This window comes from Devosia sp. (assembly GCF_024707125.1).
GTDB lineage: Bacteria > Pseudomonadota > Alphaproteobacteria > Rhizobiales > Devosiaceae > Devosia.
Map to the genome: position 1 here is coordinate 245,700 of NZ_JANQAH010000011.1, position 21,020 is coordinate 266,719.

At 62.7% G+C, this 21,020-nt stretch carries 18 protein-coding genes and 1 pseudogene; 12 read left to right on the forward strand and 7 right to left on the reverse strand.

Annotated elements, in window-relative coordinates; translation table 11 throughout:
* Positions 1-5: 5 nt before the first annotated feature.
* The 7 genes from nirD (at position 6) to NVV77_RS16280 (ending at position 6,974) form a co-directional block, all read left to right on the forward strand.
* Positions 6-341: a nitrite reductase small subunit NirD gene (gene nirD, locus NVV77_RS16250; RefSeq protein ID WP_295415013.1), complete on the forward strand. Its 336-nt coding sequence runs from the start codon at positions 6-8 to the stop codon at positions 339-341.
* Between the two features lie 17 nt (positions 342-358).
* Positions 359-1,222 (forward strand): formate/nitrite transporter family protein, encoded by an 864-nt coding sequence (locus NVV77_RS16255; RefSeq protein WP_295415014.1) that lies wholly within the window; start codon positions 359-361, stop codon positions 1,220-1,222.
* A 21-nt stretch (positions 1,223-1,243) separates the two neighbouring features.
* Complete coding sequence (gene cysG / locus NVV77_RS16260; RefSeq protein WP_295415015.1) at positions 1,244-2,671, forward strand: siroheme synthase CysG; 1,428 nt, start codon at positions 1,244-1,246, stop codon at positions 2,669-2,671.
* A 79-nt stretch (positions 2,672-2,750) separates the two neighbouring features.
* Complete coding sequence (locus NVV77_RS16265; RefSeq protein WP_295415016.1) at positions 2,751-4,244, forward strand: ATP-binding protein; 1,494 nt, start codon at positions 2,751-2,753, stop codon at positions 4,242-4,244.
* Entirely contained in the window at positions 4,241-4,849 is a 609-nt protein-coding gene (locus tag NVV77_RS16270; RefSeq protein ID WP_295415017.1) for a response regulator, read from the forward strand. The genes NVV77_RS16265 and NVV77_RS16270 overlap by 4 nt, the downstream gene beginning before the upstream one ends.
* A gap of 89 nt (positions 4,850-4,938) precedes the next feature.
* On the forward strand, positions 4,939-5,421 hold the full coding sequence (locus NVV77_RS16275) for a heme-binding protein (protein WP_295415018.1): 483 nt from the start codon (positions 4,939-4,941) through the stop codon (positions 5,419-5,421).
* 128 nt (positions 5,422-5,549) lie between these two features.
* The gene (locus tag NVV77_RS16280) at positions 5,550-6,974 is read left to right on the forward strand and encodes an MFS transporter (RefSeq protein ID WP_295415019.1); all 1,425 of its coding nucleotides are present in this window, start codon (positions 5,550-5,552) and stop codon (positions 6,972-6,974) included.
* On the opposite strand, the gene NVV77_RS16285 is transcribed toward NVV77_RS16280, so the two are convergent.
* The 5 genes and pseudogenes from NVV77_RS16285 to NVV77_RS16305 form a co-directional block, all read right to left on the reverse strand.
* Positions 6,971-7,768, reverse strand: a complete 798-nt coding sequence (locus tag NVV77_RS16285; RefSeq protein WP_295415020.1) for an NAD(P)-dependent oxidoreductase — start codon at positions 7,766-7,768, stop codon at positions 6,971-6,973. The two genes, NVV77_RS16280 and NVV77_RS16285, sit on opposite strands and share 4 nt — an antisense overlap.
* A 10-nt stretch (positions 7,769-7,778) precedes the next feature.
* The gene (locus NVV77_RS16290; protein WP_295415021.1) at positions 7,779-9,452 is read right to left on the reverse strand and encodes an ABC transporter ATP-binding protein; all 1,674 of its coding nucleotides are present in this window, start codon (positions 9,450-9,452) and stop codon (positions 7,779-7,781) included.
* A 7-nt stretch (positions 9,453-9,459) separates the two neighbouring features.
* On the reverse strand, positions 9,460-10,611 hold the full coding sequence (locus NVV77_RS16295) for an ABC transporter permease (RefSeq protein ID WP_295415022.1): 1,152 nt from the start codon (positions 10,609-10,611) through the stop codon (positions 9,460-9,462).
* A pseudogene (locus NVV77_RS16300) lies at positions 10,608-11,590 on the reverse strand (ABC transporter permease). The gene NVV77_RS16295 and the pseudogene NVV77_RS16300 overlap by 4 nt, the downstream one beginning before the upstream one ends.
* 59 nt (positions 11,591-11,649) lie before the next feature.
* Positions 11,650-13,551, reverse strand: a complete 1,902-nt coding sequence (locus NVV77_RS16305) for an ABC transporter substrate-binding protein (protein WP_295415023.1) — start codon at positions 13,549-13,551, stop codon at positions 11,650-11,652.
* Between the two features lie 206 nt (positions 13,552-13,757).
* Here NVV77_RS16305 and kdgD point away from each other — a divergent pair, with 206 nt between their 5' ends.
* Positions 13,758-14,666, forward strand: a complete 909-nt coding sequence (gene kdgD / locus NVV77_RS16310) for a 5-dehydro-4-deoxyglucarate dehydratase (protein WP_295415024.1) — start codon at positions 13,758-13,760, stop codon at positions 14,664-14,666.
* A gap of 179 nt (positions 14,667-14,845) precedes the next feature.
* On the opposite strand, the gene NVV77_RS16315 is transcribed toward kdgD, so the two are convergent.
* A complete protein-coding gene (locus NVV77_RS16315; RefSeq protein WP_295415025.1) occupies positions 14,846-15,853 on the reverse strand; it encodes a mannonate dehydratase in 1,008 nt (335 codons plus the stop codon).
* Between the two features lie 222 nt (positions 15,854-16,075).
* Between NVV77_RS16315 and NVV77_RS16320 the strand changes: the two genes are divergently transcribed.
* Together NVV77_RS16320 and NVV77_RS16325 are read left to right on the forward strand one after the other, a co-directional pair.
* A complete protein-coding gene (locus NVV77_RS16320) occupies positions 16,076-16,798 on the forward strand; it encodes a FadR/GntR family transcriptional regulator (RefSeq protein ID WP_295415026.1) in 723 nt (240 codons plus the stop codon).
* Between the two features lie 7 nt (positions 16,799-16,805).
* The gene (locus NVV77_RS16325; protein ID WP_295415027.1) at positions 16,806-17,663 is read left to right on the forward strand and encodes an SMP-30/gluconolactonase/LRE family protein; all 858 of its coding nucleotides are present in this window, start codon (positions 16,806-16,808) and stop codon (positions 17,661-17,663) included.
* A gap of 137 nt (positions 17,664-17,800) precedes the next feature.
* Here the strand turns inward: NVV77_RS16325 and NVV77_RS16330 are convergent, their stop codons facing one another.
* Positions 17,801-18,817, reverse strand: a complete 1,017-nt coding sequence (locus NVV77_RS16330; RefSeq protein WP_295415028.1) for a zinc-dependent alcohol dehydrogenase family protein — start codon at positions 18,815-18,817, stop codon at positions 17,801-17,803.
* 110 nt (positions 18,818-18,927) lie between these two features.
* Here NVV77_RS16330 and NVV77_RS16335 point away from each other — a divergent pair, with 110 nt between their 5' ends.
* Positions 18,928-19,821, forward strand: coding sequence for a LysR family transcriptional regulator (locus tag NVV77_RS16335; protein WP_295415029.1), 894 nt, complete (start codon positions 18,928-18,930; stop codon positions 19,819-19,821).
* A 77-nt stretch (positions 19,822-19,898) separates the two neighbouring features.
* On the forward strand, positions 19,899-20,816 hold the full coding sequence (locus tag NVV77_RS16340) for an ABC transporter substrate-binding protein (RefSeq protein WP_295415030.1): 918 nt from the start codon (positions 19,899-19,901) through the stop codon (positions 20,814-20,816).
* The last annotated feature ends 204 nt before the right edge of the window (positions 20,817-21,020 follow it).

Below are 21,020 nucleotides of genomic sequence, written 5' to 3' on the forward strand. Positions count from 1 at the left end.
TTGCGATGAACGATTGGGTCGATATCGGCTGCCTCGAAGACGTTCCCCGTCGCGGCGCCCGCTGCATCAAGACACCCTTGGGCAAGATCGCCGTCTTCCGCACCGCGGACGACAAGGTTTTCGCGATCGATGACCAGTGCCCCCACAAGGGTGGGCCTTTAAGCCAGGGCATCGTCCATGGCGCGCAGGTCACCTGCCCGCTCCACAACTGGGTTTTCTCGCTCGAAACGGGCGTCGCCCAGGGCGCCGACGAGGGCGCGGTGCGGACCTATCCGCTCCGCCTCCATCAGGACCGCATCCTCATCGATGCCCAGAGCTTTGCAGCGGCCACCGCCGCCTGACCCCAGGAGTTTCAAGAATGGACTACGTTGCTCCAACAGATTTCATCAAGAAGATGATCGACGCTGGCGAGGCCAAGGTCTTCATGTCGACCCGCGATACGCTGATCCGCGCCTTCATGGCTGGCGCCATTCTGGCGCTCGCTGCCGCTTTCGCCATCACCATCAGCGTGCAGACCGGCCAGCCGCTGGCCGGAGCGATCCTGTTCCCCGTCGGCTTTTGCCTCCTCTATCTCATGGGTTTTGACCTGCTGACAGGCGTATTCACCCTTGTGCCTCTGGCCCTGATCGACAAGCGCCCCGGCGTGACCATTGGCGGCGTGCTGCGCAATTGGGGTCTGGTCTTTGCTGGCAACTTTGCCGGCGCCATCACCGTCGCACTGATGATGGCGATTGTCGTCACCTTCGGCTTCACCCAGGCGCCCGACGCCGTGGGCGAACGCATCGGCCATATCGGCGAAGGCCGCACGCTTGGCTATGCCGCCCATGGCGCCGCCGGCATGCTGACCCTCTTCATCCGCGGCGTGCTCTGCAACTGGATGGTGTCGACCGGCGTCGTCGCGGCCATGATGTCCAACTCGGTCACCGGCAAGGTCTTGGGCATGTGGATGCCCATCATGCTGTTCTTCTACATGGGCTTTGAGCATTCCATCGTGAACATGTTCCTCTTCCCCTCGGGTATCCTGCTCGGCGGTCAGTTTTCCTTCTGGGACTACATGATCTGGAACGAGATCCCCACCGTCATCGGCAATCTCGTCGGCGGCCTGACCTTTGTCGGCCTCACCCTCTACGCCACCCACAGCCGCACCGCCCCCTCGCGCCAGAAGCCATCGGCCGTGGGTGCCGTTCGTGAAGTCAAGGCCAGCCCCGTAGCGGCCGAGTAACACCGAAAAGGAGACCGGGAGATGCACATCGTCACGCGCCAGCCGGGTGAAGCACAGCGTCCACGCCTTGCTGCCCTCTCGACCCTTCCGGTCTTCTACACTCTCACCGGCAAGCGTGCTTTGCTTGCCGGTGGCTCGGAAGCAGCGGCATGGAAGGCCGAACTGCTTGCCGCGACCGGCGCCGAGGTCGAAGTCGCCGCGCCAGAGGCAGAGCTTTCCGAGGAAATGCAGGGCCTTGCTTCCTCCGGTCAGGTGACGCTTCTTGGCTGCCATTGGACGGTCATCTCTTGGGATGGCTACTCCATGGCGATCGGCGATTGCGAGGACGAAGAGGAGGCCGCCCACTTTGCCGCCGCCGCGCGCGGGTTCGGCGTGCCGGTAAACGTCATCGACAAGCCGGCCTTCTGCGATTTCCAGTTCGGCTCCATCGTCAACCGTTCGCCACTGGTGGTGGGAATTTCGACCACCGGCGCCGCCCCCATTCTCGGCCAGGCGGTGCGCCAACGCATCGAGGCCATGCTGCCCAAAAGCCTAACCGATTGGGCGGGGCTTGCCCGGCACATCCGCGAACGCGCGACCAACCTCCTCCAACCCGGCCCCGAGCGCCGCCAGTTCTGGCAGCGCCTCGCCGACAGGGCATTCCACACTCCTGCTGAAGAAGCCGAACTCGAAAGCTGGATCGATGAGGCCAAGGGCACTGAAGGCGGCCGCGTGACTCTCGTCGGCGCCGGCCCGGGCGATGCCGAATATCTCACACTCAAGGCCATGCGCGCCCTGCAGGCGGCCGACGTCATCCTCTTCGACGATCTCGTCTCCGACGAAGTGCTGGAACTGGCGCGGCGCGAGGCGAAGCGCATTCTGGTCGGAAAGCGCGGCGGTCGCGATAGCTGCAAGCAGGAAGACATCAACCGCACGATGATCACACTGGCCAAGGCCGGTCGCCGGGTGGTGCGCCTCAAGTCGGGCGACCCGATGATCTTCGGCCGCGCCGGCGAAGAGATCGCCGAACTCAATCGCGCTGGTATCCCCGTCGACGTCGTCCCCGGCATCACCACCGCCCTGGCGCTCGCCTCGGAGCTAAAGCTCTCGCTGACTCACCGCGATTGCGCCCAGTCCGTCCGCTTCGTCACCGCCCATAGCCGCGATGGCAAGCTGCCCACCAATCTCGATTGGTCGGCCCTCGCCGATAAATCGACGACCCACCTCTACTATATGGCCGGGCGCACTTCGGGCGAGCTGGTCGCGCGCCTCCTCGACGCCGGCCTCGCCCCCGACACGCCGGTCGTCTTTGCCTCCAATGTCAGCCGCGCTGGGCAAAGCATCGTCCACACCTGCCTGCGCGACGCGGCAGACAGGGCCAAAAACCTCGATCTCGACTGCCCGATCATCCTCGGCATCGGTTCGGCCTTGCGCCTGCCCGCCGAAGCACAACTGCGGGCCACCGCCTGACCATAGGTGATTGACCTTGCCCCGAGACGGCAGATTGGGTCATTGATGGCGGCGTGATGAACGCTGGCATGCCGTGTAGATGAAGTGGTTTTGGATCTGGTGGCTGGGACTGGCACTGCTCGGCACGGCGGGCCTCGGCTTCTATCGCCAGGGCAGCCTTCTCGGCGAGCTGGAACAGGCCGGCTCGACCCTTGCCGCTGAAGCCGCGCAACGCGCCGACCAGCATGACGCGCATCTGACGGCGCTCTCCGCCATCGCCCAGGCCGACAAGACCGACAGCAGCGCCTTTCTCGAGGTCGCCACCACCATCCTGCGCTTTTATCCGCGCATCGACGAAATCCAGCTTGTGCCGCTCGACGACGCAGCGCCCGTGGCCGGCACGAGGCCGCTGGAGCCCAACCTCGCCGAGGCGGCAAAAGCGGCGGCAAAGGCTTCAACCGGTCAAACCGCCTTGCTGACAACCCCGGATCGACCCGACCACTACCTGATGGTCAAGCGCAGCCCGAACAGCGACGCGGCGCGGGATGGCCTGATGCTGGCCGTCGATGCCGCTCAATTGCTCGCGTCCGACGCCGCCTTCTGGAGCAACGGCAATGCGACGCTGCGGCTGACCATGCCGGATGGGCATGTGGTCTATGGGCCCGCAGAAATGCCTGCACCGCAATTTTCTCGTCGCCTCGGCAGCGCGACCCAGCCGCTGCTGCTCGAAGCATCCATGCCGGTAAGTCTCGGTCAGTTGCTACCGTTCGATCGTCTGGCGGCCATCGTCCTCGGCGCCGGTCTCCTTGCTGCCATCGGTTCGGCCCTCGTTCAACAGCGCACTCGCACGCGCCTTGCGGAGCGCCGTGCCGAACTCAGCGACATGGAATCGCGCCTCGCCCACGCCTCGCGCGTCAATGCCATGGGGGAAATGGCGAGCGGCATGGCCCACGAACTCACCCAGCCGCTGACAGCCATTCTGGCGCAAGCTCAGGCGGGAAAGCACCTCCTCGCCCGGCAGGATAATGCCGCCTTGGGTAAAGTGCTCGATGACACGGTTGGTCAAGCCCGCCGCGCCGCCGATATTCTCGAGCGACTGCGCAATTGGTCGCGCCCACAACGGCCGGTCGCAACGCCAGTCGATCTCGGCGCCGCAGTCCGTTCGGTCATCACGCTGCTGGAGGGCGAAGCTGCCCAGCGCGCCGTCATCGTCCAGCCGCACGTGCCGGCCAAGCCGATCAGCGTTCTCGCCGATCCAGTCGAACTGGAACAGGTGATTTTCAACTTGCTCCGCAATGCCTTCGAGGCCGTGTCCGACCAATCCAAGCCGGGCGAAGCCAGGATAGTGCTTTCCGAAACCGATGGCTTGGCCCGGCTCGATATTGTCGACAACGGCCCCGGCGTCCCGTCCGAACTCGTGCCAAAACTGTTCACACCCTTTACCACCACTCGACCCGAAGGCACCGGCCTTGGGCTGGCGCTCAGCCAGCGGCTCATCGAACGGGCCGGCGGCGAGATTGCCTATGTCCCGCAGGATCGGGGCGCACTCTTCCGGGTGACGCTGCCTCTGGCAAAGGGAGGTGCGAAAGCATGACTCAGCCAGTCTATCTCGTCGAAGACGACGAGGCCGTGCGCAATGCGCTGAGCCTGCTGCTCTCCACCATCGGCCTCAGTGTAAAAGGCTTCGGCGACCCCACCGCCTTTCTGGGTCATTTGCCGCGGCTCGAACCAGGTTGCCTGATCCTCGATATCCGCATGCCCGCCATCAGTGGTCTGAAACTGCAGGAGCAATTGTTGGCGCAGGGTGTCGACTGGCCCACCATCGTCATCTCCGGCCACGGCGATATCGAGGCCTGCCGCCGCGCCTTCCGCAATGGCGCCGTCGACTTTCTCTCAAAGCCCGTCGACGAGCAGGATCTGATCGACGCCATCCAGCGCGCCCAGCAGGTGCTCGATCGCAACCTCGGCGCCAAGGCGCTGCGGGCCGAAACACTGGCGCTTCTCTCGGCACTGACCCCACGCGAAACGGAGGTGCTTGAGCGCATTGCGCAGGGGTTTTCGACGCGCGAGATCGCCGAAGGGCTCGGCCTTTCCCCGCGCACCGTGGACAGCCACCGCGCCGCCATCGGGCTCAAACTGGGTACCACGTCCCAGGCCGAGATGACGCGTCTTTGGCTCGAAGTGCAGGACACTCGGTAGTTCTACCGAGACCAGCGCCAGCCCTACCGATTCATCCAAGCCCTCCCGCCGGCTAGGATTTCCTCATCACCAACGCAGAGGAAATCACCATGCTTCGCACCCTCGCTCTGACCGCCATGCTGCTGGCCCCCACCGCCACTTTCGCGCAGGACTTGCCGACCGCGCCGTACCTGCCGCTCGACCTTGCGACGACCGCTGCGCAGGCCGCGCTCGAAGCCTGCGCCGCTGGTGGCCACAATGTCTCGGTCGCCGTGGTGGCGCGCGATGGCGCGACCAAGGTTCTCCTCAAGGCCGACATGTCCGGCCCGCACACCGGCAGCAGCGCCGAAGGCAAGGCTTTTACTGCCGCCGCCCTCGGCCGCGATGCCGGCGAACTCGCTGACTTCATCGCCGCCAACCCGCAGAACGATGGCCTCCGCGATATGGACACCCGCTTCGTCATCCAGGCCGGCGGCCTGCCGATCCGCATCGGCGAAGCCCTCGTCGGCGGCATCGGTGTCGGCGGCGCTCCCAATGGCGGTCTTGACGCCGATTGCGCCCGCGCTGGCCTCACCGCCATCGGCGCGGAATAAACGCAAAAAGGGCGAGCTACGGCTCGCCCTCGCTTATCCCTGCACAATTTTCAGGCGCCATGCACAATTGATTGCCTTCTTCCGCGACTTGAATTAAACAAGTAACCGCTTGGAAAATAGGAGGCAACATGTCGGATTCGGTCGAAGGTCGCTGGGCTGAAATCTTCACGCCGCGCTACGCGACCGTGACGCTGATCCTGTGCCTCGGCGTGGCGCTCCTCGCCTTCAACGCTTTCCTCGCCTCCATTTCCCTGCCAACGGCCGTGCAGGAACTGGGCGGCGTCGCGCTGATTTCCTGGGCGCTCACTCTGTTCCTCGTCTTCGCCATTGTCGGCGGCTCGGGCGCCGCGCTTCTCAAGCAGCGCCTTGGCGCGCGCACCGCTTTGCTGGTCTCGGCCGGCGTCTTCCTACTCGGCACCGTGATCGCTGCCAGCGCAACGTCCATGCCGCAAGTCCTGGTCGGCCGCGCGCTTCAGGGGCTAGGCGAGGGCGTGGTTTCGGCCATCTGCTTCGCGCTCATCCCCGAACTCTTCCCGTCGCGCCTCGTGCCAAAGGTCTTCGGCCTGCAGGCGATGATCTGGGCCATCGCGGCTTTTGGTGGTCCTGCCGCTGCCGGCATCCTCACAGAAATGGTCTCGTGGCGCGCCGCCTTCCTCGTCAATGTGCCGCTGGTGCTGCTCTTCGCCTCCATGGTCGTCATCAAGGTGCCGGCTCATTCGGCCGAGGACCGGGTCATCGCCCGCTTCCCCGGCTTGCGGCTGTTCGCCATAGGCGCGGCGATCATGCTGATCGCCTTGGCAGCTCTCGCGGCGCCATTGCCGGCCGCCGCCCTGCTTGTCGTTGCGGCGGTGCTGTTGGTGGCAACAGTTTGGATGGATGGTCGGGCCGAAGAACGCCTGATGCCCCGCGACGCCTTCCGCCCCATTTCGGTGGTCGGCACAGGGTTGTGGGTCGTGTTGCTAATCAACGTCGCGGGCGCTGGCTCAGCGGTCTATCTCGTGCTCGTGGTGCAGGAAATCTGGGGTTACAAGCCCGCCTCGGCCGGAGCCCTCGCCGCCGTGCTCGCTGTCGCCTGGAGTGCTTCGGCCATCACTGTGGCCAATGTGCGCAGCAAGGAAACCCGCAAGACGCTGATCCGGCTCGGGCCCGGCATGATCGGCCTGGGTCTGGTGCTCGTTCTAGCGGGTCTGCAGATCGATCAGGTCGTGGTGGTGGTCATCGGCCAATTGGTCATCGGCTCCGGCTTTGGCCTCCACAATGGCTATCTCAACCTCACGGTGATGGAAGCCGCGAGCGATGCCGAGCGCGACCGGGCGTCCGGCCTGATCCCGACGACGCAATCGGCTGGCAACGCCATCGGCGCCGCACTGGCCGGCGTTGCAGCCAATTCGGGTGGCATGGCAGCGGCAGCGTCGGCAGGCGCAGTCAAGCTTGCCATCGTCCCGGTCTACCTGCTGGGCGTCGCCACGGCGGTGCTGGCGCTCGTTGCCGCATGGCACATGGTCAGCATGGTTCGGCCGCAGGATGCCAATTCAAGCTTCGCCGCCCACTAAAGGTCCGACTTGTCGTCCTGATGGCCCCAAGTGGAAAAGGCCCCGCCCAGAAGACGATTGCGCGGATCGGTCTCATCAAGCGGCGCCAGTGGATCGGGTTTTCCGAGTTCCGCTGAACCATGGGCCGGCGCCCAATCGAGCCCCGGATCGGGCTCGTTGACCATCATCTTCCGCGGATTATTTGAAATGCCATAGACGATCCGATGGCCGAGATCGGGCTGATCGAGCCCGGTTTCTATCAGCGTCGCCAGGTCATCGCGATTGAGCCAAAGTCGCGCCTCTCGCGGCGTGCCCGGGTCGCCCGCGGTGCAAATGCGAATGGCGAGGCATTCAATGCCGAACTTGTCGAAGTAGAGCCGGCCAAGCATCTCGCCGAAGGCTTTTGAAACCGCATAGAGCGAGTCCGGACGATAAGCGGCGTCGAGGTCGATTGGAGCATCCGTCGGCGTCGGATGCATGCCGACGACATGGTAGGTCGAAGCATAGACAACGCGCTTCACCCCGGCTTTACGGGCCGATTCAAAGATATTGTAGCTGCCGATGATATTGGCATCGAGCACGGTCTGCCACCCGGCCTCCTTGGCCATACCGCCCAGATGCACGACGCTGTAAATATCGCGCGCCATCAGCCGATCCACTGCCTCGCGGTCCGAGAGATCGGCGATCTCGACTGCCCCGCCGTCCTCGGCCGGCCTGATATCGGTCGCGAGCACCGCCCTCCCCTTTTGGGCAAACCAGCGGCGCATATGGGTGCCCAGCCTTCCGGAAGCGCCGGTCAGCAGTATGGTGGACATGGAAGCTTCCTTATTGCGGTGCGTCGGCGCGCAGACGCGGATCGGGGCGCGGCACGGCGCCGATCAGGCTCTGCGTATATTCGTGCTGCGGCTGCTCGCAAATCTGCACCACGTCGCCAACCTCGACAATTTTGCCATTTTTCATCACCGCCACCCGATCGCAGAAATAGCGGATGACCGAAATATCGTGCGAAATGAACAGGTAAGATAGGCCATATTCGTTTTGCAGGTCGCGCATCAGGTCGAGCACCTGATGACGCAGCGACACGTCGAGCGCCGAAGTCGGCTCATCGGCAATGATGAGGCGGGGCCGCACCGCCACCGCGCGGGCGATGGAAATGCGCTGCCGCTGCCCGCCCGAAAAGGCATGCGGATAGCGATCGCCGATATCGGGCGGCAGGCCAACGCGCGACAGCAGTTCGGACACCCGATCCATCATTTGCCGCTCGGTCATGTCGGTATTGGTCCGCAGCGGCTCCGAAATGGTCTGGTAGATGGTCATGCGCGGATTGAGCGAGGAATGCGGATCCTGAAACACCATGCGCACTTCGCCATAGAGCGACTTCATACCGGCCTTGTTGAGCGTCGCGATATCCACCGGCTCGCCATTGCTCGGCCAATACATCACCTGCCCGCCGGTCGGATCATAAACCCGCAGCAGCGTGCGCCCCAGCGTCGTCTTGCCGGAACCGGATTCTCCCACCACACCGACGGTCTCGCCCTGATTGATGGTCAGGCTCACCCCATCAATGGCTTTCAGATAATTGGTCGGCCGGCCCATGAAGCCGGCATTGAGCGGAAAGTGCAGCTCAAGATTTTCGATTTTCGCGATAGGCTTCTCCGCCGTCGGACGCGGCGGACGCGGCGCCGGCGTTTCGAGCTTTAGCACCGAGCCAAGCAGCGCCCGCGTATAGGCCTGCTGCGGCCGTTCGAAGAGATCGAAAACACCGGCCTCCTCCACCTTTTCGCCCCGGAACATGACCATGACGCGGTCGGCGATCTGGGCGACGACGCCCATATCGTGGGTGATGAACAGCACCGCCATACCGCGATCTCTCTGCAGTTCGCGGATCAGCGACAGGATTTCGGCCTGGGTGGTGACATCGAGAGCCGTGGTCGGCTCGTCGGCAATCAGAATTTCCGGATTGCACGACAGCGCCATGGCGATCATCGCCCGCTGCCGCATACCGCCTGAAAACTCGAAGGAATAGCGATCGAGCGCCTTTTCCGGCTCAGGAATCCGCACTCTGCCGAGGAGCGCTGCCGCGCGTTTCCGCGCCTCCTCCTTGCTGACCTTTTCGTGCAGCAGGATCGTTTCGATGATCTGGTGGCCGATCGTATGGACCGGCGACAGGCTGGTCATCGGCTCCTGAAAGATCATGGCAATGCGCCGGCCGCGCACCTCGCGAATGGCGAGGCCACGGCTGCCCAGCTTGACGATATCAACTTCGCCCGACCCGGTATCGAGCAGGATTTGACCGCCGTTGATGGCGCCCGGCTTGGCGACGAGCTGCAAGATGGCGCGGGCGGTGACCGACTTGCCCGAACCGCTTTCGCCCACAACACACAGCGTCTCGCCGCGCTTGAGGTCGAAAGAGACATTCTTGACCGCGTGGACCACGGATTTCTGGATCGGGAAATCCACCGAGAGATTGCGGACTTTCAGAATGGTTTCGTCTGACATGACCGGGTCACTTGGCATAGGGGTCGGCAGCGTCGCGGACGCCATCGCCGAGGAAATTAAGGGCCAGCACCGCCACGACGACGCAGATGCCGGGCACGAAGAGCCAGGGTGCCTGCGTAATGGCGCGCAGGTTCTGCGCGTCCTGCAACAGCACGCCCCAACTGACGATCGGCGGTTGCAGGCCAAGGCCGAGGAAGCTCAGCGCCGTTTCCGCGAGGATCATATTGGGAATGGCCAGCGTGATGGCGGCGATGATGTGCGAATAGAGCGAGGGCATCATGTGGCGCATGATAAGGCGGAATTCGCTGACTCCATCGAGCCGCGCAGCGATGACAAAATCCTCGCGGCGAAGACTGAGGAAGCGACCGCGCACCACGCGGGCAATCTCGGTCCAGCCGATCAGCGAGAGGATGATCAGGATAGCAAAGTAGATTTGCAGCGGCGGCCAATCCTTGGGCATGGCGGCGGCAAGGCCGAGCCAGAGCGGAATGGTGGGCACCGAACGGATGAATTCGATGACGCGCTGGATGACCCGGTCGATCAGCCCCCCGCGATAGCCGGAAATACCGCCCAGGATCAAGCCGATGATGAGCGACAGCGTCACGCCGACGAGACCGATCGACATGGAAATACGCGTGCCGTGAATGGTGCGGCTGAGGAGATCGCGTCCAAGCCGATCGCCACCGATCAGGAAGAAGGGATCAGCCTTATCCATGGGCCCGAGGAAGTGCCGATTGGCGTCCCAGATGCCCCAGAACTTGTAAGGCTGTCCCTCGACGAAAAAGCCGATTGGAATGACCTTTTCCGGATCGGGCTGGAACAGTCGGCGAAAGCTCTTCGGATCAACCTGGCTCTTGAACCCCAGCACATGCGGGGCAAAGCGCGTCCCCTCTTCGTCGGTGAGGAAGAGATGGATCTGCTGTGGCGGCGCAAAAGTATGGCGCGGATCGAATTTGCCGGGATCGTACGGCGCCAGAAACTCGGCAAAGGCGGCCACGAGATAGATCAGCACCACGACGACGAGTGCAACCATGGCGAGGCGATGCCGGCTGAACTTGTGCCAGATCAACGTCCACTGGCTGGCGGCAACGAGGCTGCCGGCATGCACCTGTTGGTCGAGCAGGTCGGCATCCTTGGCGGTATCGAAGGGCGCGCTCATGAGAGACGGATCCGCGGGTCGGAAATGGCGAGGAGGATGTCGGAGATCAGTGTGCCGATGAGCACCAGCCCGCCGGTAAGCAGGATGAAGGCGCCGGCCAGATACATGTCCTGGCTCTTGAGCGCCTGCAGCAGCAGGGCCCGGCCGTGGGCAGGTTGAGAACGGTGGACACGATGAGTTCGCCGGAAATGAGGGCGGGAAGCACCCAACCAATGGTGGAGATGAAGGGATTGAGCGCCACGCGCACCGGATAGGTCAGAATGAGCCGGCCTTCGGGCAGGCCCTTGGCGCGGGCGGCCTCGACATAGGGCTTGTGCAGTTCATCAAGGAGATTGGCACGCATGATGCGGGTCAGCGCCGCTGTGCTGCCAAGACCGATGACCAGGATCGGTATCCAGGCGTGCTGGAAAAAGTCCCAGACTTTCGCGAGCGAGAATGGCGCATTCTCGAAGGCCGGCGAGAAGAGCCCGCCGACCGACACCCCGAACCACATGGTCGATATGTAGAGCAGCACGATGGCGACTAAGAATTCCGGCACAGCTGTAGCGAGAAAGGCAAAAGTCGTCGTCAGATAATCAATGACCGAATATTGCCGCACCGCCGAGATGATGCCGATGGGCAGGGATACCGCCCACATGGTGATCAGCGTCAGGAACGAGATCAGCGCCGTCATGCCCATGCGACCCCAGACCAGCTCGGTCACCGGCTGGTTCCACTCAAAGCTCTGGCCGAAATCGCCGCGGACGATACCGCCGATCCATTTGAAGTATTGCACGGCGATGTTTTCGCCCAGGCCATAACGCTCGCGCAGATTGGCCAGCACGGCGCTATCGACGGCTTCGCCGGTCTGCGCGATCTGGGCCGCATAGGTCGAGACATAGTCGCCGGGCGGCAATTGGATGACGGTAAAGGCGAGTAGCGAGATCGCAAACATGGCCGGGATCATTCCGGCTATCCGTTTGAGAATGAAGATCAGCATGGACAGCGATCCCTTGGTCGAGGAACCCGGCCGGCAAACCGGCCGGGTGAAGGACAGGGTTAGTTCTTGAAGTAGAACTGCTCGGTATTGAGCGTGCCCGGATCGGGGTGGATCCAACCCGTCGGCGTATCCGCCGGCACATTGCCGAGATTGTTGGAGACCACCGCCAGCCCCGGAATGGCCGTGCTGACACCGATCTGGTAGAACTGGTCGGCGGTGATTTCGAGCAATTGCTGGAAGAGCGCAGCCTGTTCCTCAGCGTTCGACGTGCCCTTGATCTGGTCGTAGAGCGCCCACTGCTCCTTGACGTATTCGGGCGGCTCGGTGCCACCATCGCCGATATAGTACTTTGCCCAATCGACGGCGAAATTGGACTCGGTCGAGAACGGAAAATAGTCGCGCGGATCGATGAAGACGTCGATGCCGCCCGACGTAGCGCCCCAGACAACGATGTCGTGCTGGCTCGCAGTCTTTTCCTCATAGAAGCGAGTACGATCCTGCGCCGAGAAGCGCGCATCGATACCCACGGCCTGCCAATATTGAGTAAGAAGTTCGGCGGCATCGGCATGGGCGCCCAGCGCTGTCACAGCCGCAACATTGACCACCAGCGGACTGCCATCGGGCGCCAAACGGAAGCCATTGCCGCCGCGTTTGTCGAGACCGATGGAGTCGAGCAGGCGATTGGCCTCATCGACATTGTATTCGAGATATTGCGTGGCGAGCCGCTCATTGTAGAAAGGCGTGCCCTCGCGCGGTGTAACCTGCTGCGGGGTCCCCTGGCCCAAGTAGAGCGTATCGATGATCGCAACGCGGTCTAGCGCATGCGACAGGGCAATACGGAAGTCCTTGTTATCGAAAACTTCGGCCTTTACCGGGTCATGCGAGTTCAGATTGACCGAGATGGCCAGCGAATTGCCGACCCGAGATTCACGCGGTGAAATATTGAAATTGCCCGCTTCCGCACCTTCGACCAGCACCGGCAGGTTCGAAGCATTGGCCGTGTGGCGCACTTCATAGTCGATTTCGCCGGCCAGAACGCTGAGCAGCAGCGTTTGCGCTTCGGCATTCACCGAAACGCTGAGCCCATCGATATAGGGCAGCTGGTTTCCGGCCGTGTCGACCTTCCAGTAATAGGGATTGCGCTCGAACGAGACGCGCGTCGCGCCAGCCACATAGGGCTCGGTGATATGCCAGGCCTCGAGCGTCGGGCGCTCGGGATTGCGCCAGCGCTGGATATTCTCGATCCCGACGCCGCACATATTGGTCATGTGCTCGGCCCAGTCGGCAACGCCGGCTGCCTTGGCATTGGCGTCCGCGTCCGGGTTGTATTTGGGCATGAACTGGCTGCAATAGGCCTTGTTCAGCAGAGCCAACTGCACGCCATAGACGCTGGCGGCGTTGATGATGAAAAGCCCGTTTGGCTTGGTCCAGGAAATGGTGAATTCGGTCGGCGAAGTCACCGAGATCGTTGGCAATTCGCCTTCGACCGTCAGCCAACCCGGCTTGGTCGGGAAGAGCTTTTCGTCGGGTAGAACGTCTTCGATGAAGAAGGCGATGTCATCGGCCGTAAAAGCGCTGCCATCGGACCATTTCATCCCCTCGCGGAGGGTAAAGGTGAACGACTTGCTGTCTTCGCTCGCCGTGTAAGCGCTTGCAATATTTGGGTAAACGTCGCCGGACCAGTCTGCATCCCAGGTGAGCAGCGGCTCGTAGCCGAAATAGGTGAAGAGCATGTTGCGGTCATTGCCGCCCACCATGCCGCCGCGGAACGTGCCGCCATATTTGCCGACTTCACTGACGGGCGTGACAACGCGCGGATTGCTGCCGACGCGCTCGGCCACGGGTGGCAGATCCAGCCCTTCGAGTGCCGGAGACTGTTGATATTGCTGCGCAAATGCCGCGACGCTCCCCAGCGTCACAAGCGAGATTCCCGCCAGGGCGGCTACCCTCAAATGTTTCAATTTTCCCTCCCATCAGACTGATTTCGCCGGCGGATGTGCCGTTCCAGGCGATTGCTGAGGTCCGCACTCTTGTATGACTGCAATTGCAATGTCAACATGCAATCATACTTCTTTTGATAGACGGCGTTTCACATGCCGTTGACAGGCCCATTCAGGCCATGCATACAGAAAGAAGTATTACTAATCGTCGCCGCAGGAGACCGGACGTGAACTTCGACGAACTCAAGACCAAGATCGGCTCGGGCCTCTTGTCATTTCCGGTGACCGACTTCGATGCCGCAGGCGAGTTCGATCGCAAATCCTACGCCAAGCGACTGCAATGGCTGTCCTCCTACGACTCGGCGGGACTCTTCGCAGCGGGCGGTACGGGGGAGTTCTTCTCGATCGGTTATGATGGGGAATATGACGACATCATCAGCACGGCAGTGAACAATGCCGCGCCCGGCGTGCCCGTGCTGGCCGGCGTCGGCTATGGCACGCGCATGGCGGTCGAGCTGGCAAAGCGCGCTGAAAAGGCTGGCGCCGCCGGCATCCTGGTCCTGCCGCACTATCTGATGTTTACCGAACAGGAAGGCATCATCGCCCACATGAAGGCCATCTGCGACGCGGTTAGTATCGGCGTCATCTACTACGCCCGCGACAACACTCGCCTGACGCCGCAATCCCTCGCAAAACTGGCCGAGATGTGCCCGAACCTGATCGGCTACAAGGACGGCATTGGCGACCTGCAGCTGATGGTGAAAATCTCGACCCTGATCGGCGACCGCATGGTGCATATCGGCGGCCTGCCAACCGCCGAAGTCTTTGCCCAGCCCTATCTCGAAATGGGCGTCACCACATATTCCTCGGCCGTGTTCAACTTCGTGCCGGAACTGGCGCTGCGCTTCTACAAAGCTGTGCGCGCCCGTGATGCAGCAACGATCGAAACCCTGCTCAAGAACTTCTACCTGCCCCTGATCGAACTGCGCGACCGCAAGCGCGGCTATGCCGTTTCCATGGTCAAGGCCGGCGCGGATCTGGTTGGCCGCGGGGCCGGCAAGGTGCGCAGCCCACTGACAGAACTGACGGGCGAAGAGCGTGAGGAGCTTTCGCAACTCATTGCCGCCAACCGCTGATTTCCCGAGCGCCCTCCCTGCGCACAAAGGCCCGGATCGCAAGATCCGGGCCTTTTCTTTTTGCACTCACCCACCCACCGGGTCATTCCCGCGAAAGCGGGAATCTCATTGATCGGAAACAGAGATTCCCGCTTTCGCGGGAATGACACGGTGGGTACGGGGATATCGGAGCTGAGGTGTCAGGCTCCGTACGGATCCCAGCCATTGGCCTGGAAAACGCCAATGATGTAGCCGTAGCAGAAGGCAAAGGCGGTCTCGAAGGGCGCTTCGCCATCGATATGCGGCACATGGTCGGGCATGATCATGCAGTCAACGCCGACTTCCTTGTAGATCTTGAGGCTCGCCGCCATGTCCATGTCGCCGGCATCAGGAAACTCCTCGGTGAAGGAGTAGCGACCACCCTTGATGTTGCGGAAATGGACGTTGAAAATCTTCTTCCGCTCACCGAACCAGCGGATGATGTCGCCGATCTCCTCGCGCGGATTTTCGAGGCTTTCAGCCACCGTGCCCTGGCAGAAATTGAGCCCATGATAGGGGCTTTCGGCAATGGAGACGAACTTCTTGAGCCCTTCTGCGGAGCCCAGCACACGCTCTTCCATGCCGCGATAGCCCGGTCGTGTCAGCGGATCGTGCGGGTGGCAGGCAAGGCGCACCTTGCTCGCTTCAGCCACCGGCACGACGCGCTCGAGGAACCAGGTAATGCGCTCCCACATCTCGTCGGCGCTGACATTGCCGGCGCGGCTTGGGACGGTGTCATCCGTCGTCTGATCGTGCCGGAAGGTCGACATGATAGCACCGCCGCGGCCGCGCTCTGACGGGGTGCGCGGAATGCCGAGAATGTTGAAATTGTACTTTGCCGCCTTGATGCCAAGCGCACCCAGCGTCTCGATCAACCGGCAAATGCTGTCGACCTCCCGCTCCCTTTCCGGATCCTGACCAAGAACGATGGAAGGCGATTTCACCTTATCGACACCAGCCGAAGACATGGGCAATTGCACCATGTCGAGCACCAGGCCCGCCGCTTCGATGCGTTCGATATGGCGCTCCAGCACGTCGCGCGTCCAATCATGCGGATTGCCGACCGGATCGACGCAGACATGGCGCAGGCCAAGCTGTGCCAGCTGGCGCAAGTGGGCATCCCCCACCTCGTTGAACTTCTCCCCGCTCAGCTGGGTGCCCACATACATGCAAAAAATCCCTCAAGTGTTATGACTTCTACAAAGTTGTATGAAATATCTGCACATGCTACAAGCTGAACATGAGCCTCGGGGGACAGATTTCGTCGTCCGCCACACGTTCACGGCACGAGAAGGATGACAAATCCGGCGCCGCATGGCATGCGATAAGCGTCCCCACTCTGCTGCAATGCGTTAGCAGACTGTTACCATCGAGAATGCGAAAACCGGAAAATGGCTGAAATCGAAGCGCTGCGACTGACCGACCGCGTGAAAGACGGGCTGGTCCGGCTGATCGCCGATAGCGGCCTCAAGCCGGGCGACAAGCTGCCGCCCGCCGATAGGCTCTGCGAAACCTTCGATGTGAGTCGCACCGTGGTGCGCGAGGCCATTGCCAGCCTCAAGGCCGAGGGCCGGCTGCGCTCGTTGCGCGGCAGCGGCGTCTATGTCAGCGAACCGCCCAAGGTTGTCGGCGGCTCCATGTTCATGGAAGCGCCGCAGGACATTGCCGAAGTGCTGGACTTCATCGAATTTCGCATCAGCGTCGAGATCGAGGCCGCAGGGCTCGCGGCAGAGCGCCGGACGGAGACCAACCTCCTGCGCATGGAACAGGCGCTGACCCAGTTTGCCCGGCACCTGGCCGACAATTCGCTGGCGACCGACGCCGACCGCGCTTTTCACCGCGCCATCGCCGATGCCACCAACAATTCGCGCTTCCGCCTCTTCGTCGATGAAATGGGCGAACGCCTGATCCCGCGCCGGGCGCTGGGGGCAAGTTTCAGCGACGAGAAGGACAAGGCGGAGTTTCTGGAAAATATCCAGACCGAGCATCGGCGCATTTTTGACGCTATTACCAATCGCCAGCCTGACGCGGCGCGTCTTGCCATGCGCCAGCATCTCGAAGGCGGCCGCCGTCGCTATCGCGAATGGAGCCTGGCCCACGATCTGGGCCAGTGAGCCCACGATGATGCAACCTGACGTGAACTGGGTGATCCGCGAGCGTTTTGGCGTGGGCGAGAGCCCTGTGTGGGACGGCGTGAACAGGCGCCTGCTGTGGTGCGATATTCCGGCCGGTGCGATCCATGCGCTCGATATTGCCACCGGAGAGCGGGACTTTTGGGAGTTCGGCGAGCCGGTGCCAAGCCTGGGGCTGGCCAAGAACGGCAAGCTGGTCGTGGCCCTGCGCAACGATGTCATCCTGTTCGACCCGAGCAACGGAACGCGGGAAACCGTGGCGCGCATAGAGCATGCCAAGCCCGATATGCGGCTCAACGACGGCAAGGTGGGGCCGGATGGCGCCTTCTGGGTCGGCAGCATGGATGCTGCACCCGGCGATGCACCTTCGGCAAAACTCTATCGCGTCGCGCCGGATGGCGACGTGCGGGTGATTGCCGATGGGATTGCCATTTCCAACGGCCTCGCCTGGAATGCCGACGCTACCCTGCTCTACCATTCGGACTCGCGCGGCAGCATGTGGCTCGACTGCTGGGATTTTGATCGCGCGACAGGGGCGGTCAGCAATCGCCGTCGCCTGCGGGACAATGACGAGGCCAATGGCAGACCGGATGGCGGCGCCTGCGATCTAGCGGGGACCTATTGGTCGGCTGGGCCTTCGGCGAGCCGGATCAATCGGTTCTCGACAACGGGAGAATTACTAGGCTGGGTGGATGTGCCGCTGAAGCTGCCGACCATGCCTTGCTTTGGCGGGGCGGATATGAAGACCGTGTTTGTCACCAGCCTTGGTTCGGGCGAAGACCGGCGCGATGGGATTGTGCAGTTCCGGGCGGATGTAGCGGGGGTGCCCGTTGGAACGTTTGGGTAACCGAGCACGACTCGCCGGCGCTACCCTTCCGCCGCCCGTCATCCTCGGGCTTGACCCGAGGACACTTCACTTTGGGATGACACCCTCGGGTCAAGCCCGAGGGTGACGATTGGTGGTTGCCCGAGCCTGGAGAGGACTTACGGCCGCAGGAGTGTCTTGATGGCGCGGCGCTCGTCCATGGCGCGATAGCCTTCAGCGGCGTCGGCCAGCGGCAGCTCCAAATCGAACACCCTGCCCGGATTGATCTGGCGCGTGAGGATCAGATCCAGCAGATACGGCAGGAAGCGGCGCACCGGCGCGGGGCCGCCCATCATCCCGGTCTGCGAGAAGAACAGTGATTGGCCATCGAACTGCACGCCATGCGGCACGCCGACATAGCCGATCATTGAGCCGGGCCGGGCGCAATTGATCGCCGTCTGCATGGACTCCTGCGTGCCGACGCATTCGAGCACGGCATCGGCGCCGATGCGCTGGGTCAACTCCTTGACCCGTGCCACGCCCGCATCGCCACGCTCGGCAATGATGTCGGTGGCGCCATAGTCGAGCGCCAGATCCTGCCGGCTCTTGTGGCGGCTCATGGCGATGATCCGGTGGGCGCCCAACTGCTTGGCGGCAAGGACGCCCATCAACCCCACTGCGCCATCGCCGACGACCACCACGGTCGACCCCGACTGTACGCGGGCGGCGTCGGCGGCATACCAGCCGGTGCCGAGCACGTCGGAGGCAGCGAGGAGGCTCGGGATCAGGTCGTCATCGGGCATGGTGTCGGTGGCGATCAGCGTGCCATCGGCGAGCGGCACGCGCGCATATTCCGCCTGCCCGCCGGTCATGAATTCGCGCTGCTCGCAGGAGGACTGAAAGCCGTGGCGGCAATGGGGGCAGGTATTGTCGGAGAGAACGAACGACCCAACGACGAACTGGCCTGGCTTCACCGTCTTGACGTCGCTGCCGACGGCAACGACGACGCCGCAATATTCGTGGCCCATGGCCATGGGGCTCGAGACATCGTTGAGGCCACGGAACGGCCAGAGGTCGGACCCGCAAATGCAGGTGGCAGTCAGACGAATGATGGCATCGGTCGGCTTTTGGATCACCGGTTCGTCGCGTTCTTCGACGCGCACATCGCCGGGGGCGTAGAGCATGGTGGCAAGCAAGAAGGGTCTCCTTGGCGAGGGATCGCCAGTGGTTCGACCCCAGTGTAGCCAAGCCGGGATCATCGGATTATCTTGAGTAATCTTGATGCAGTGTTGAGCGTGATTCAGGAATGGCGCGTAGCCCGATCGACGATCTCCAGGCCTTTCTGGCCGTGGCTCGCGAGCGCAGCTTTACCCGCGCCGCAGCGAAACTCGGCGTAACACCCTCGGCACTCAGTCACACGATGAAGGGGCTCGAAGCGCGGCTGGGCGTGCGCCTCCTGTCGCGCACGACACGTAGCGTTTCGCCGACCGAAGCCGGGGAGCGGCTGCTTCGCGCCGTCGCGCCGCATTTCGACGAGATCGAGGCCGAGATCGCGGCGCTGAGCGACTTTCGCGATCGCCCCGCGGGCACGATTCGCGTTTCCTGCGGCGATTCTGTCGTCGCTTCGATCTTTCGGCCGATGCTGCGCGGCTTCCTCGCGCAATATCCCGACATCACCGTCGAACTGGCGATCAATAATGGCTTTGTCGACATCGTCGAACAGCGGATGGATGCCGGGGTACGTCTGGGCGAGGCGCTTTCGCGCGACATGATCGCGGTGCGGATCGGGCCGGACTGGCGCTTTTCGGTGGTGGCAACGCCGGACTATTTTGCCCGGAGGCCGCCGCCGCAAAGCCCGCAGGACCTGACCAACCACCAATGCGTCAACCTGCGGCTGAGCACGGCCGGCGCGCTTTATGCCTGGGAATTCAAGAAGGATGGGCGCGAGCTCAATGTGCGGGTCGAAGGGCAGTTGATCTTCAACAGCATCCTGCCGGTGCTCGATGCGGCGCTCGATGGACATGGCCTTGCCAATGTGCCCGAATTCATGAGCAGGCCCTATATCGAGCGCGGCGAACTGGTCGAGGTGCTGGCCGACTGGTCGCCCACCTGGCAGGGGTTTCATCTCTACTATCCCAATCGCCGCCAGCCCTCCCCGGCCTTTACGGCCTTTGTCGAGGCGCTGCGATATCGCGTCTAGCCAAAGCGACGGCTTGACTCCGCCCGGCGACTGCGATTGATGAAATATGACTATTTTGGTCATCAAATGGATCGGTCATGATTTCTCGCCGCCTTATCACGCTCCTTGGCGTGCCACTTCTGCTTGCCCTTGCGACACCCGGTTTTGCCCGCGACATCACCCACATCATGGGCGTCACTGCGGTGCCGGATCAGCCGCTGCGCATCGTTGCCCTGACCAATGAGGCGACCGAGGATCTCCTCGCGCTGGGCCTCGTGCCGGTTGGCGCGGTCCGCTCGGCCAATGCCGATCCCTGGTTCGACCACGTCGCCGACGCGCTCAAGGATACGACCCTCGTGGGCGAGGAACTGGCGCCCAATCTGGAAGTCATTCTTTCGCTCGAGCCCGACCTGATCCTGGGCAACAAGAAGCGCCACGAGCAGATTTATGAGCAGCTCTCGGCCATCGCACCGACGGTTTTTGTCGAGAACATCACCGGCCAATGGCGCAACAATCTCGCCTTTTATGCCGAGGCCGTGGGCAAGGTGGCCGAGGGCGAAGCTGTTCTCGAAGGCTATGAGGACCGCGTGGCGGCGATCAAGGCGGCGCTGGGCGATCGTGCGGCCGAAAAGGTCGGGCTCGTGCGCTTCATTTCCGGCCAGAACTACGCCTACAACAATGACAGCTTTTCGGGCTCCATCCTGCGCGATATCGGCTTCGGCCGCCCCGCAGCACAGGACAAGGCAGGCCTTGCCGAGCCGATCACCCTCGAACGAATTCCTGATCTCGACGGCGACCGCCTGCTGCACTTCAGCTACGAAACCGGCGATGGCGGCGCGACCAAGGAAGCCGAAGCCTGGATGGCCTCCCCGCTCTGGCAGAACCTCGACGCGGTCAAGGCCGGGCATGTCTATGCTGTGTCGGACACCGTCTGGGCTACCGCCGGCGGCGTGATGGCGGCACACCTCGCACTCGACGACATCGAGAAGATCTACGAGATCCCCTCGACCCGATAGGGCAGACGAAAAATGCGGCCGGCGCAGCAATGTGCCGGCCTTTTTGTTGGATTATCGCCTCAGAAAAGGCGGGAATGCTTGGTTTGCTCCGCCCGCACAAGATCAGGACAGCGTGAATAGTTAGTCCGGGCGTGTTGCCGCCGTTCAGCGCAGCCATCTGCCAACCGAACCACCATCATTCTATAAAAATTCCTGCCTACCTTA

Excerpts from the sequence above, each read along its gene's own strand:
- NVV77_RS16315 (WP_295415025.1), bottom strand. The coding sequence starts at position 15,853 with ATGTATGTGGGCACCCAGCTGAGCGGGGAGAAGTTCAACGAGGTGGGG.
- NVV77_RS16255 (WP_295415014.1), top strand. The coding sequence starts at position 359 with ATGGACTACGTTGCTCCAACAGATTTCATCAAGAAGATGATCGACGCT.
- nirD (WP_295415013.1), top strand. The coding sequence starts at position 6 with ATGAACGATTGGGTCGATATCGGCTGCCTCGAAGACGTTCCCCGTCGC.
- NVV77_RS16275 (WP_295415018.1), top strand. The coding sequence starts at position 4,939 with ATGCTTCGCACCCTCGCTCTGACCGCCATGCTGCTGGCCCCCACCGCC.
- NVV77_RS16265 (WP_295415016.1), top strand. The coding sequence starts at position 2,751 with ATGAAGTGGTTTTGGATCTGGTGGCTGGGACTGGCACTGCTCGGCACG.
- NVV77_RS16270 (WP_295415017.1), top strand. The coding sequence starts at position 4,241 with ATGACTCAGCCAGTCTATCTCGTCGAAGACGACGAGGCCGTGCGCAAT.
- NVV77_RS16280 (WP_295415019.1), top strand. The coding sequence starts at position 5,550 with ATGTCGGATTCGGTCGAAGGTCGCTGGGCTGAAATCTTCACGCCGCGC.
- NVV77_RS16285 (WP_295415020.1), bottom strand. The coding sequence starts at position 7,768 with ATGTCCACCATACTGCTGACCGGCGCTTCCGGAAGGCTGGGCACCCAT.
- NVV77_RS16340 (WP_295415030.1), top strand. The coding sequence starts at position 19,899 with ATGATTTCTCGCCGCCTTATCACGCTCCTTGGCGTGCCACTTCTGCTT.
- NVV77_RS16290 (WP_295415021.1), bottom strand. The coding sequence starts at position 9,452 with ATGTCAGACGAAACCATTCTGAAAGTCCGCAATCTCTCGGTGGATTTC.
- cysG (WP_295415015.1), top strand. The coding sequence starts at position 1,244 with ATGCACATCGTCACGCGCCAGCCGGGTGAAGCACAGCGTCCACGCCTT.
- NVV77_RS16320 (WP_295415026.1), top strand. The coding sequence starts at position 16,076 with ATGGCTGAAATCGAAGCGCTGCGACTGACCGACCGCGTGAAAGACGGG.
- NVV77_RS16295 (WP_295415022.1), bottom strand. The coding sequence starts at position 10,611 with ATGAGCGCGCCCTTCGATACCGCCAAGGATGCCGACCTGCTCGACCAA.
- NVV77_RS16325 (WP_295415027.1), top strand. The coding sequence starts at position 16,806 with ATGATGCAACCTGACGTGAACTGGGTGATCCGCGAGCGTTTTGGCGTG.
- NVV77_RS16335 (WP_295415029.1), top strand. The coding sequence starts at position 18,928 with ATGGCGCGTAGCCCGATCGACGATCTCCAGGCCTTTCTGGCCGTGGCT.